Raw genomic sequence first — 12,641 nt, 5'->3', positions numbered from 1 at the left:
CGTGCATTGTGCGGTGCCGTGCCCCGCGTCCGGCGTCAATCGACGCGGACCTTGGCCGCCTTCACGATCTGGTCGTACTTCGCGAGGTCGGCGCGGATCTGCTGGCCGAACTCCGCGGGCGTGTTGCCCAGCGCCGAGATGCCCAGCGACGCGAGCCGCTCGCGCACCTCGGGCGACTGCACCACCGCATGCAGCTCGCGCTGCAGCCGCTCGACGATGGGCTGCGGCGTCTTCGCGGGTGCGAGGATGCCGATCCACGAGCTCGACTCGAAGCCCGGCACGCCCGATTCGGCGACCGTGGGCACCTCGGGCAGCGAGGCCAGCCGCTGCGCGCTCGACACGGCGATCGGGCGGATCTGGCCCTTCTGCACGAAGGGATAGGCGCCAGCCACCGCGGTGTAGAGCATCGGCAGCGAGCCGCCGACGAGGTCGGTCATCGACTGGCCGCCGCCCTTGTAGGGCACGTGCACGAAGTTCGCGCCGGTGCGGGCCTTGAGCAGCTCGCCGGCCAGGTGCGGCGTGCTGCCGGTGCCCGCGCTGCCGTAGGACACGCCGCCCGGGTTGGTCTTCGAATAGGCCACCAGCTCGGACAGCGTCTTCGCGGGCACCGAGGGGTGCACGACGATGATCAGCACCGCGTCGCCGATCTTGCTGACCGGCACGAAGTCCTTGAGGGTGTCGAACGGCACCTTGGCATAGACGTGCGGGTTGATGACCAGCGTGCCGTCGAAACCCAGCAGCAGCGTGTAGCCGTCGGGCGCCGCGGTGGCCACCATCTGCGTGCCGATGTTGCCCGAGGCGCCGGGCCGGTTGTCGACCACCACGCTCTGGCCCAGGCGCGCGCCGAGTTTGTCGGCCACCACGCGCGCGCCGGTGTCTGTCACGCCGCCGGGCGTGAAGGGCACGATCAGGCGGATCGGCTTGTTCGGGTAGTCCTGCTGCGCGGTCGCGGGGCCCATGGCCAGCGCGAGCGGCAGTGCGGCCGCGAGCAGGCGCGCCAGCGTGTTCTTCCATGCATTCATCGCTTGTCTCCTTCGTTCGTTCTTGGTTTCGTTCTCGTGTCGCTCAGCGCTTCAGGCCCTGCTTCGCGAGCCACTGGTCGACGCGCTCCGCAATCGCATCGGAGTTGCGGTCCATCATCAACATGTGCGAGTTGCCGCGCCAGCCGAGCTCGGGCAGCAGCAGTCGGTCGCCGGTGCCGCCGGCCGCGATCAGCCGCTGGCGGAAGTTCTCCTGCTGCGCCGTGATGCGGGCCCAGAACGGATAGCGCTCGAGGTTGTCGCCCCACACCCACAGCATGGGCACGCCCTTGAGGCGCGCGAAGTCGGTGGTCTCGGGATTCGGCGAGCCCGAGGTCTCGACGGCGACGATGGCCTTGACCTTGTCGGGGTACCTGAGCGCCGAATTGAAGGCGAAGTTGCCGCCCTGGCTGTGGACCACGATCACGCAGGGGCAGGCCTTCTGCACATAGGCGTCGTAGGCCGCCTGCGTGGCCGCGTCGTTGGTGCTCCAGCGCGGGATCGACTGCTTGGCGAACTGGTCGAAGCTGGCCACCGGGAACTGCGTGCCCGGCAGCGCGCGGCGCTTCGCGGGATCGGTGTCGTACGAGCCGGTCTCGCCGATGCGGAACAGCTCCCAGCCTTCCTTCTTCGGCCGGAAGAAGGGCTCGCTCTTGAAGATCTCGGGATAGCGCGCCCACGAGGCGCGGCCGCGCTCGACCGCGTCGCTCACGTACACGTCCCAGCCGGCGCGCAGGAAGTGGTTCTCCCAGCCCGGCTGGCCGTCGGGCTTGGTCTCCCAGGTCACGCCCGAGAGGCCGCCGCCATGCCACAGCAGCAGCGGATAGCGGCCCGCGGGATTGGCCAGGCGCGTGTAGCGCGCATAGAGCCCCTCGACCTCGAAGTCGCCGTTGGGGTCGAACTTCAGCGGCGGCGCGCCGGGCGTGAACACCAGCTCCTTCTCGGGCAGGCCCGAGAGCGTGACGGCGCGTCCGCCCACGTGATAGCTGCCGACGTCGGCCACCTGCAGCGCGCCCGTCGAGCAGCCGGCCAGCGCCGCGGCGGCGATGCCGAGCAGCGCGAGCTTCCATGCATGTCTCATTTCTTGTCTCCGTTGTTGTTGGTGTGAAGGAGCGGGCTATCGTGCCCAGCGTTTCTCGAAGTCCCAGACCTCCTCGAAGCCGATGCGCCGGCAGAACTCGTTGAAGTCGAACAGGTCGTCGCCCGGTGCCAGGCTGCCGCCGCTGGCCTTCAGGTGGCGCAGCGCGCGTTCCATCGCGGCCGCGGCCGCGAGGCTGGTCATCGACGGATAGATGGCGAGCGAGAAGCCGATCTCCTGCAGCGCCTGCGCGTCCAGCATCGGCGTCTTCCCGCCATCGGACATGTTGGCCATCATCGGCAGCTCGAAGGCCTCGCAGGCGCGGCGCATCTCGTCCTCGGACTGCGGCGCCTCGAAGAACAGGATGTCGGCGCCCGCGCGCGCATAGGCCTCGAGTCGGCGCAGCGCCTCGTCCACGCCGAGCTCGGCGCGTGCGTCGGTGCGCGCGATGATCAGGAAGTTCTTCCTGTCCTCGCGCGCCTCGGCGGCCACGCGGATCTTGTCGACCATGTCCTGCACCGGCACGCAGCGCTTGAACGGCGTGTGGCCGCACTTCTTCGGGAACTCCTGGTCCTCGAGCTGGATGGCCGTGACGCCGGCCGCCTCGTAGCCGCGCACCGTGTGGTGCACGTTGAGCAGGCCGCCGTAGCCGGTGTCGGCATCGGCGATGACGGCCGCGCCGCCGCTGCTGCGCACCAGCGTCGCCATGCGGTCGAGCATCTGCGTGTAGGTGGCGATGCCCGCATCGGGCAGCCCGAGGCTCGAGGCCGTGAGCCAGAAGCCCGAGCCGTAGACGATGTCGAAGCCGACCTTGGCCGCCATGGTGGCGGCGATCATGTCCTGCAGGCCGGGGATGACGATGAACTCGCGGCGCTCGAGCTTCTCGCGAAGGAGGGGGCTGGCCATCGTCACTCGGCCCGGATGCCGCCGCGTTGCGCGACCAGCGTCCACTTCTTCGTCTCGGCCGCGAGGAAGCTGCGGAACTCGGCCGGCGGCGTGAGCGTGATGTGCGCGCCCTGGTCCTCCATCTGCTTGAGCACGGCCGGGTCGGCCGCCACCTTCTTCAGGTCCTGGTTGATCTGCGCGACGATCGGCGCGGGCAGGCCGGCCGGGCCGAACAGGCCGTACCAGCTCAGCGATTCCACGCCGTCGAGGCCGGCCTTCTTGAAGGTCATGGCATCGGGGAACAGCGCCATGCGCTGCGTGTCGGCCACGCCGACCACGCGCAGCGCGCCCGAGCGCACGTGGGGCAGGGCGGTCAGCACGCTGGTCACGCCCATCGGCAGGTGGCCGCCGATGATGTCGACCATGATCGGCGCGCCGCCCTTGTAGGGCACGCCGGTCGATTGCAGCTTGCCGGCCTGGCGGATCATCTCGCCGGTCAGCCGGGTCTGGCCCTCGGAGTAGCCCACGCCCAGCGGCTCCTTGCGCGCGGCATCGATCACGTCGCGCAGCGTCTTGTAGGGGCCGTTGGCCTGCACCACCAGCACCGAGGGCGAGTTCGCGATGTTGGTGATCGGCGTGAAGGCCTTGTCGGTGTCGTAGGGCAGGCTCTTCATCAGCACCGGGTTGACAGCGTGCGAACCCACCACCAGCAGCAGCGTGTGGCCGTCGGCCGGCGCGCGCGCGACGAAGTTCGAGCCGATCACGCCGTTGGCGCCGGTGCGGTTGTCCACCACCACCGATTGGCCCCACAGGTCCGACAGGCGCTGCGCCATCAGCCGGCCCACGATGTCGGTGCCGCCGCCCGCGGAGTAGGGCACGACCAGCGTGACGGGCTTGGTCGGGAACTTGGCCGCCGGTGCTTGCGCCCAGGCACCGGCCGAGGCCATGGCCGCCAGCGCGGCGAGTGCCGTGCGGCGGGTCGGATGCGCGGTGAAGGGAGTCGATGGATTCGTCATGTCCTTGCTGTCTCCGGGAATGTGTTGTTGGATGAATTCGTCTTCTCGCGCTGGCGCCGCAGCCAGGCGATCGCGCGGCCGCCGAGCGGGCGCTGCAGCCGTTCCTGCGCGAAGTCGATCGCCTCGAGCAGGCCGTCGAGCGAGATGCCGGTCGCGAAACCGCTGCGCTCGGCCATCAGCACCAGGTCTTCGGTGGCGAGGTTGCCGGCGGCACCGGGCGCGAACGGGCAGCCGCCGATGCCGCCCACGCTGGCGTCGAAGCGGCGGATGCCGGCCTCGAGCGCGGCCCAGGCATTGGCGACCGCCATGCCGCGCGTGTCGTGCAGGTGGATCGCGAGCCGCTCGGGTGCGATGGTTTCGGCGAGCACGCGCATGCGTTGCTTCACCATGCCCGGCGAGGCCGAGCCGATGGTGTCGGCGATCACGATCTCGCCGGCGCCCGCGGCCTGCATGCGTTGCGCGAGGCGCAGCACCTCGGCCAGCGGGGTCTCGCCCTCGAACGGGCAGTCGAAGGCCACGGCCACGTAGGCGCGCGTGCGCAGGCCCAGCGCTTGCGCCGCGGCCAGCGTGCGTTCGCTGACCTCGGTCGCCTGCTCCAGACCCATGTTGATGTTGCGCTGGTTCATGGTCTCGGTGGCCGAGAGCACGACCGCGATCTCGGCCGCGCCGGCCGCATGCGCGCGCTCCAGCCCCTTGAGGTTGGGCACCAGCACCGAGCAGCGGAGCTCGGGCAGCGCCGCGTGCACCAGCGGCAGCAGCTCGGCCGCGTCGGCCATCTGCGGCACGGCCTTGGGCGACACGAAGCTGGTGGCCTCGACGCTGCGCACCCCGGCGGCCGCGAGCAGTTGCACCAGGCGCAGCTTGTCGTTGGCGCCCAGGTGCACCGGCTGGTTCTGCAGGCCGTCGCGCGGCGCGACGTCGGTGATGTGGATGGCTTCCATCGTCATCTTCAGGCGATGGTGCCGGCCTGGCGCAGCGCGTCCAGCTTCGCGTCGGAATAGCCGACCCAGTCGCCGAGCACGCGGCGCGTGTGCTCGCCGAGCGACGGCGGGCTGCCGTAGGCCTGGGGCGCGGCGGCCGAGAGCTTGATCGGGTTGCCCGGCATGCGCACGGTCTCCCCGGTGTGCAGCGGCACCTCGACCACCATGTCGCGCGCCAGCACCTGCGTGTCGCCGAGCGCCTGCGCGAAGTCGTTGACCGGCCCGCATGGAATGCGCGCCTCGCGCAGCCGTTCGAGCCAGTGCGCGGTCGGCTGCTTGCGCAGTTCGTCGGCGATCAGCGCGTCGATCTCGGCCTTGGCCGCGAAGCGCACCGGCTGCTGCCGGTAGGCCGGGTCGCGCAACGCCGGCAGGTCGATGAACTCGACGAAGCGCTCGAAGAAGGGATCGCCGATGCAGGCGATGATGATGTGGCCGTCGGCCGTGGGATAGCTGTTGTAGGGCACGTGCACGAAGTGGCCGTTGCCGATGCCCGCGGGCACGTGGCCCGACATCAGGTGCATGGTCGCCATGTAGTTGAGCAGCGAGATCTGCGCGTCGAGCATCGAGATGTCGACGTGCTGCCCGCGCCCGGTGCGCTCGCGCTCGGCCAGCGCCGCCAGCACGCCCATCGCGCCGAACATGCCGCCGCCGAGGTCGCCGATCGGGATGCCGCTGCGCGTGGGGCCGCTCTCGGGCGTGCCGGTGATCGACATGCCGCCGCCCATCGCCTGCACCACCTGGTCGAAGGCCGGGCGCTGCGTCTCGGGGCCGGTCTGGCCGAAGCCAGTGACCGAGCAGGTCACGATGCGCGGGTTGACCTGCGACAGCGATTCGAAGTCGATGCCCAGGCGCTGCGTGACGCCGACGCTGAAGTTGTCGAACACCACGTCGGCCCGGCGCACCAGGTCGAGGAACACGGCCTTGCCCTCGGCGCTCTTGAGGTCCACGCAGACGCTCTCCTTGTTGCGGTTCAGCGTGAGGTAGTAGGCGCCCATGCCGCCGCGCGCGTAGTCGGGATCGTTCTCCAGCAGGCGTCGGGTGCCTTCGCCGCTGCCGGGCGGCTCGACCTTGATGGTGCGCGCGCCGAGGTCGGCCAGCAGCATGGTGCCGTAGGGGCCTGACAGCATGTGCGTCAGGTCGAGCACCGTGATGTGTTCGAGTGCCAAGTCGTGTGTCTCCTGAAAGACCTTCGTGTTGCACGGCATGTGCCAGCGCGCGGGCCTGGAGGCAAGTCATTGATGCGAAAGGAGATTTTTCAGGAGGCTCGGGTTTTTACTGTGTCTTGTGCGACATCAATGAAACGTGAGGCGTGTTTCAATGCGACGCATGATGGAACGCCAGCTCCCCGCCGATCCGGCCTCACCCGCGCGCCGCGGCCTACCGCGCCTGTGCTTCCTGAGCTACCGCCAGATCCGCGAATTCGCGCTGCCCGTGGTGGCCGAGTACGTCGGCCGCGCCGAGATCGAGGTGGTCGACGGCACCTTCGGCGACGCGCTCGCGATCGCGCGTGACCGCCTCGAGCGCGGGCTGGTCGATGCCTTCGTCAGCGCGGGCTCGAACGCGAGCATCCTGCGCGCCGGCCTCGAGGCGCCGGTGGCGACGATCCAGCTCGGCGGCTTCGACCTGATGCAGGCGCTGATCAAGGCGCGGCGCATCGCCAAGCGCGTGGGCGTGGTGATGTATGGCCAGACCATTCCCGAGCTCGACGAGGTCAAGGACCTGCTCAACATCGAGGTCAGCCAGTACGCCTACCGCACGCCCGACGACGCGCGCCAGCGCTTCGAGTCATTGCGCCGCGAGGGCTTCGACGTGATCGTGGGCTCGAGCCTGGTGGTCGAGCTGGCGCAGCAGGCGGGGCTGCACGGCCTGCTGGCCTATTCGCTCGCAAGCATCCGCAAGGGCTTCGAGGACGCGATGGAGCTCGCGCGCGTGGCGCGGCTCGATGCCGGGCGCTACGAGCAGCTCAACGGCGTGCTGCACAACCTGCAGGAGGCGGTGCTCGCGGTCGACCGCGACAACCGCATCATCGCGGTCAATCCGCCGATGCAGCTGCTGCTGGGCCATGCGCCCGCGCGCCTGCTGGGCCGTTCGCTCGAGCTGATGCAGCCCGAGCTGTCGCTGCAGGCCACGCTCGACCAGGGCCTGGAGGAACGCGCGCTAGTGCAGCGCTTCGCGCAGCGCGACTGGGTGGTCAACCGCACGCCGATCCGCGAGCACGGCGAGATCGTCGGCGCCGCGCTCACGCTCTACGACGCACGCGCGATCCAGGAAGCCGACACCAGCCTGCGCATGCAGCACGGCCGCCGCCAGAGCGCGGCGCGGCACCGCTTCGCGAGCCTGGTGGGCCACAGCCCGGCCTTCCAGCGCGCCGTGCAGACCGCGCAGCGCTTCGCGCGCAACGACCTCACGGTGCTGATCGCGGGCGAGAGCGGCGTGGGCAAGGAACTGTTCGCGCAGTCGATCCACAACGAGAGCACCCGCGCGGGCCGGCCCTTCGTGGCGGTGAACTGCGCGGCCTTTCCCGAGGCGCTGCTCGAGAGCGAGCTGTTCGGCTACGAGGAGGGCGCCTTCACCGGCTCGCGGCGCGGCGGCAAGCGCGGCCTGTTCGAGACCGCGCACACCGGCACCCTGTTCCTCGACGAGATCGGCGACATGCCGCTGCACCTGCAGACGCGCCTCTTGCGCGTGCTGCAGGAGCGCGAGATCACGCGGCTGGGCGCGACCGCGCCGATTCCTGTCGACGTGCGCGTGATCGCCGCCACGCACCAGCCGCTGCAGCAGATGATCGCCGAGCGGCGCTTTCGCCAGGACCTCTACTACCGCATCAACACCCTGCGCCTGGTGCTGCCGCCGCTGCGCGAGCGGCGCGAGGACGTCGCGCTGCTGGCCCAGGTGCTGGTGGAGCGTTGCCTGCAGCGGCAGGGCCATGGCGTGCTCGATGCGCGGCGTGCGCTGGCACCGCTGATGCCGCGCCTGCTGGCCTACGGCTGGCCCGGCAACGTGCGCGAACTCGAGAACGTGGGCGAGCGCATCGCCGTGTTCCTCATGCAGTTCGAGCGGGTCGAGGAGATCCGGTGGGAGGAGCTGCGGCACGAGTGCCCGGAGCTGTTCGCGGACGAGAGCGCCGCGCCGGTCGAGGTGAGTGGCGTGCCCGCGAAGTCGCAGTGGCGCGAACTGTTGGCTGCGAACGGCGGCAACCGGCAGCAGACCGCGCGGCAACTTGGCGTGAGCCGGTCGACCTTGTGGCGGTGGGTGCGGGAGACGGAGGGCGCGCTCGATGATCCGCCCGCGTAGAACTCGGGCGGGGATCGATCACTTGTTCGGCGCCGCCGCGGGCCCCGCCGGCAGCGCCGCGATGCCGTCCGCCTTCACATAGGTCAGCGTCGTCACGTAGCTCACGCTGTCGAACTTCTCGGGTCCGTTGGCACCGGGCCGCTCGCCGGCCACGGCGTCGCTGACGCTGACCTCGGCCACGTAGGTGCCCTGCCACGGCAGGTCGAACTTCACCAGGCCCTGTTCGTCGGTGTGGCCTTCCTTGGCCCAGCCCGACTGCGTGACCAGCGCGACCTTGGTCTTGGCCTTGGGCTGGCCCTTGAAGAACAGCTTGAACTCGCCGGCGTTGCCCGCGGGCACGAGGTCGAGCACCAGCTTCGGCTGCAGCGGCGCGAAGCCGGTGACCAGGCGCGCGGCCGGGTGGTAGCGGCCGACGGTCTGCTTGTCGCCCTGCTTGCGGTTGAACAGCGGATAGCCCGCATCCTCGGCCACGATGCTCTCGCCGGCCGCGGCGCCGAAGGGCAGCGCGAAGCCGCTGGCGGTCTTCTGCGCGTCGACGCTCTGCTCGCCCTTGGCCGACACCAGGGTGGCGGTGGGCTTGCCGAACTTGTCGAGAAGGCCCGGCGAGACCTCGCGCAGGTTCTCGCCGAATTCGCCGAAGCGCACGATGGCGGTCTTCTCGCCGGCCGGCTGCTCGATCCAGATCTGGTGCGCCTGCGCGGCACCCGCGAAGCCCAGCAGGGCGAAGGCGGCGGTGGCGATGGCGGTGATGCGGTTCATGCGTAAAGCTCCTTGGTTCAGGTTCAGAAATCGACGGTGGCCGACAGCATCAGCGTGCGCGGCGCGCCCACGGTGACGTAGGTGCTGGTCACCCAGTAGTTCTTGTCGAACACGTTCTCGAGGTTGGCGCGGAAGGTCACGGGCTTGCCGCCCATCTTCGTGGCGTAGCGCGCGCCGATGTCGAGTCGCGTCCAGCCCGGCACGCGCAGGATGTTGGCGGCGTCGGCATACACGGAAGACGTGTGGATCACGCGGCCGTTCAGGCTCAGGCCCGCCATCCACGGCGTGTCCCAGTCCAGGCCCAGGTTGAAGGTGCGGTCGGGCACGCCGGCCGCGTCCTTGCCCTGGTTGGTGCCACCGGCGGTGCGCGTGAGCTTGGCGTCGTTGAAGGCCGCGCTGGCCATCAAGCGCAGGCCCTGCTGGAGCTCGCCGTAGGCGGTGAGCTCGAGGCCGCGGTTGCGCTGCTCGCCGCCGAAGCTGTAGACCAGCGTGGCCGGGTCGGTGAGGGCGTTGGGCCGCGTGATCTGGTAGACGGCGGCCTGCGTCGTGAGGCGGCCCCAGTCGACCTTCACGCCGGCTTCGTACTGCTTCGACTTCTGCGGTGCGAAGGTCTCGCCGACGTTGGCCGTGCCCGGGCCGGCCGTGCCGCCGCGCGTGAGGCCGGCCGTGTAGTTGGCGTACACCGAGACGTTCTGCACCGGCTTGAACACCAGGCCCACCAGCGGCGAGGTCGCGCTGGCCTTGTAGCGGCTGGTCGACGCGCCCGAGGTCTGCGAGAAGTTCTCCTGCTCGATGGTCTGGTCGCGCAGGCCCAGCGTCGCGAGGAAGCGGCCGTCGGCGAAGGACAGGGTGTCGGCCAGCACCACGCTCGACTGCTTGAGCTCGGCCGACTTCACCGCGGGCGTGCGCGGCGTGGTCACCAGCGGCAGCGGAGAGGGAAAGTAAAGGCTCGACGGATTCGTGGTGCGCGAGGTCGCATAGAAGAAGCCCGACTCCTGGTCGAGCAGGTTCACGCCGAGCGCCACTGTGTGGCCCACGCTGCCGGTCTTGAACCTGGTGCGCACGCCGGCGTCGGCCGCGGTGGTCTTGCTGTAGAAGTCGTAGTAGGCGTTCGAGACGTTGAAGCTGCCCAGCGAATTGGGCCGGCCGCTCGGGAACACCTGCTGGTAGTCGAGGTCGGTGTAGCCCACGCTGCCGTAGACCATGGTGCTATCGCTGATGTCGTACTCGATGCGCGAGATGGCGGTCTTGACGTTGTCGTTCAGCTCGGTGCCCGGGTAGAAGTTCAGGCGCGCCGACGGCGGTTCGGGAATGCGCGTGATGCCGGCCGCGAAGCTGGTCTGCGGGCGGAACTCGCGCGTCTCGCCCTTGCTCGCGAAGGCGTCGAGCGACCAACGCAGGCGCGTGCCGAGGTAGTCGAGGCCCAGCGAGCCGAGGCCGAGCTTCTGCTTGCCGTTGTCGATGTTGCCCTCGCCGTTGCGGAACACGCCGTTGACGCGCACGCCCCACTGGTTCTCGTCGCCGAAGCGGCGGCCCACGTCGAGGTGCGTGCCGAGCTGGCCCTTGCCCATGTAGGTGGTGGTCAGGCGCGTGAGCGGCGCATCGGCCGCGCGCTTGGTCACCACGTTGATGCTGCCGCCCACGCTGCCGCTGGGGCCGACGCCGTTGGCCAGCGCGCCCGGGCCCTTGAGCACCTCGACGCGCTCGATCATCTCGAGCGGCACGCGCGTGGTGGGCGTGAGGCCGAACAGGCCGTTGAGCCCGATGTCGGCATTGGGCACCGTGAAGCCGCGGATCTGGAAGTCGTCGCCGAAGCCGCCGCGCGAGGTCAGCGGGCGCACCGAGGCGTCGTTCATCACCACGTCGGCCACGCTCAGCGCCTGCTGGTTCTGGATCAACTCGGCCGTGTAGTTGGTGGTGCTGAAGGGCACGTTCATCAGGTCGGTGATGCCCAGGATGCCGAGGCTGCCGCCGCGCGCGAACTGGCCGCCGGCATAGGTCTTCTGCAGGCCGCCGATGGCTTCGGCTTCGCCCGAGACGACGACTTCGCCGAGCTGGCCCTGCGCGGGCGCGGTGGCGGTCTGGGCCGCGGTGCCCGCGGCGGCGAAGGCCAGGCAGGCGGCCAGGCAATGGCGCGCCAGCGGGTGGAGGGAGGAGGGCGGAAGGGAAGAAGCGGTGCGGGACGGAGAAGCGGCGGACGAGGGCATCGGTCAGGAATCGGCGAGAAAAGGCAGGCACCGGCGAGCCGGTGCGGAGGCGGGGCGAGGTCGGAATCGGGACGGCACGACGCGGGTGGGCCAGCGTGGCCGGGCTCTGGCGAGCTTGTTATGAATGAAAACGATTCTCATCATAGATTGGGGGCGCTGCAAACCTTCCTATGCCTTTTGACCTTTGTGGACAAATGTGTCCCGAAGACCACAGCCGCCCGCGGCCCGCCGCCGCGGCGCGAAGCCTCGCGCGGCGACGCGCCGATACTGTGGGCCGATGCCTCCCATCCCCGCGCCCCCGCCGCTTCCGCTGCTTCGCCGACGCAGCTGCCTGATGCTGGCCGCGGCCGCGCTGCTGAGTGCCTGCACCGCGCCGCCGCCGAGGTTCCAGGGCAGCTTCCTGCAGCCCTGGAAAAGCCACGAGTCGCTCTCCCTCGACGAATGGCGGCGCCGATTGCGCATCACGCGCGCACTCGGTTGCGACGAGATCGTGTTGCAGTGGAGCGCCTTGTACGGCGGTGCGTTCGACTGGGCGCCGCCCGACAGCCTGCTCGCCATGCTGTTCGAGGAGGCCGCGCGCGAAGGCATGGGCATCCGCATGGGCCTGCCCTACGACGAAGGCTGGTGGAAGGCCATGGGCTCGAAGGACCCGGCGGTGTTGCCCGCGCTGCTGGCCACCGCGCGCGATCGCTGCCTGCCGTTCATGGCATCGGCCCGCTGGCCGAAGCTGCCGGGCTTTCGCGGCTGGTACCTGCCGTACGAGATCGACCAGTACAACTGGGCGACGGCCGAGCGCCGGCAGCAACTGGTGGACTGGCTCGATGGGATCGCGACCGTCGCCCGGAGCACGGGCGGCCAGCCGCTCGCGGTGTCGACCTTCTTCAGCCGGCTGCCGACCGAGGGCTCGCTCGCGGAACTCTGGTCGCAGATCCTCGACCGCGTGCCGCTGCGGCCCATGTTGCAGGACGGCGTGGGCGTGGGCGGCATGGACAACCTCGGGGGGCTCGAGCCGCTGCGCGCGCTGTTGCGGCGGTGTGGCGTGGCCTTCGATCTGGTGGTCGAGCTGTTCGAGCAGTTGCCTGCGGCGCCGGGGGGCGAGGAGGGCTTCAAGGCGCGCGCCGCGACGCCCGAGCGCGTGCGACGGCAGATGGAGATCGCGCGCGGCTATGGCGCCGAGCGCGTGATCGCGTTCGCGATCGATCCGTGGATGGTGGGGGATACGCCGGAGGCGAAGCGCTTGCTTCGGGAGTGGGGGCTAAAGCCTTCCTAGATGGAGGTCGTGCGCAGGGATTGTTGGCTGTCGTTATGCCATCTCGCATGAAAATTGTTCCGTTTTTTCATCGCACCGCATGCGTCACATACCGAACGGGGATCGCTCGCAGATAGGTGCTGCACAATTACTG

General features: G+C 69.9%; 10 protein-coding genes. 2 read left to right on the top strand and 8 right to left on the bottom strand.

Going from position 1 to position 12,641, the window contains the following annotated elements:
- Positions 1–35: 35 nt before the first annotated feature.
- The 6 genes from BM109_RS32450 to BM109_RS32425 form a co-directional block, all read right to left on the bottom strand.
- On the bottom strand, positions 36–959 hold the full coding sequence (locus BM109_RS32450) for a Bug family tripartite tricarboxylate transporter substrate binding protein (protein WP_256222929.1): 924 nt from the start codon (positions 957–959) through the stop codon (positions 36–38).
- A 106-nt stretch (positions 960–1,065) separates the two neighbouring features.
- Positions 1,066–2,100, bottom strand: coding sequence for an alpha/beta hydrolase (locus BM109_RS32445; RefSeq protein ID WP_093352313.1), 1,035 nt, complete (start codon positions 2,098–2,100; stop codon positions 1,066–1,068).
- A 36-nt stretch (positions 2,101–2,136) separates the two neighbouring features.
- Positions 2,137–3,003, bottom strand: coding sequence for an isocitrate lyase/PEP mutase family protein (locus BM109_RS32440; RefSeq protein WP_093352311.1), 867 nt, complete (start codon positions 3,001–3,003; stop codon positions 2,137–2,139).
- Positions 3,004–3,005: 2 nt separating this feature from the next.
- Entirely contained in the window at positions 3,006–3,998 is a 993-nt protein-coding gene (locus tag BM109_RS32435) for a tripartite tricarboxylate transporter substrate binding protein (RefSeq protein WP_093352309.1), read from the bottom strand.
- Positions 3,995–4,939 carry a hydroxymethylglutaryl-CoA lyase gene (locus tag BM109_RS32430; protein WP_093352660.1) on the bottom strand — a complete coding sequence of 315 codons (945 nt, stop codon included), beginning with the start codon at positions 4,937–4,939 and terminating at the stop codon, positions 3,995–3,997. Before BM109_RS32430 ends, BM109_RS32435 begins: the two co-directional genes overlap by 4 nt.
- 8 nt (positions 4,940–4,947) lie before the next feature.
- Entirely contained in the window at positions 4,948–6,144 is a 1,197-nt protein-coding gene (locus BM109_RS32425) for a CaiB/BaiF CoA transferase family protein (RefSeq protein WP_093352306.1), read from the bottom strand.
- A gap of 163 nt (positions 6,145–6,307) precedes the next feature.
- On the opposite strand from BM109_RS32425, the gene prpR reads away from it, so the two are divergent.
- Positions 6,308–8,272, top strand: coding sequence for a propionate catabolism operon regulatory protein PrpR (gene prpR / locus BM109_RS32420; RefSeq protein WP_371269025.1), 1,965 nt, complete (start codon positions 6,308–6,310; stop codon positions 8,270–8,272).
- 18 nt (positions 8,273–8,290) lie between these two features.
- Here the strand turns inward: prpR and BM109_RS32415 are convergent, their stop codons facing one another.
- Both BM109_RS32415 and BM109_RS32410 read right to left on the bottom strand, forming a co-directional pair.
- Positions 8,291–9,031, bottom strand: coding sequence for a cobalt ABC transporter substrate-binding protein (locus tag BM109_RS32415; RefSeq protein WP_093352301.1), 741 nt, complete (start codon positions 9,029–9,031; stop codon positions 8,291–8,293).
- 23 nt (positions 9,032–9,054) lie between these two features.
- Positions 9,055–11,238 carry a TonB-dependent receptor gene (locus BM109_RS32410; RefSeq protein WP_093352298.1) on the bottom strand — a complete coding sequence of 728 codons (2,184 nt, stop codon included), beginning with the start codon at positions 11,236–11,238 and terminating at the stop codon, positions 9,055–9,057.
- A gap of 334 nt (positions 11,239–11,572) precedes the next feature.
- Between BM109_RS32410 and BM109_RS32405 the strand changes: the two genes are divergently transcribed.
- Positions 11,573–12,508, top strand: coding sequence for a DUF4434 domain-containing protein (locus BM109_RS32405; protein WP_256222910.1), 936 nt, complete (start codon positions 11,573–11,575; stop codon positions 12,506–12,508).
- The last annotated feature ends 133 nt before the right edge of the window (positions 12,509–12,641 follow it).

The organism is Variovorax sp. PDC80, from assembly GCF_900115375.1.
GTDB lineage: Bacteria > Pseudomonadota > Gammaproteobacteria > Burkholderiales > Burkholderiaceae_C > Variovorax.
Note: the sequence above shows the minus strand (reverse complement) of the source record. Positions and strands in the feature narration are given on the sequence as shown.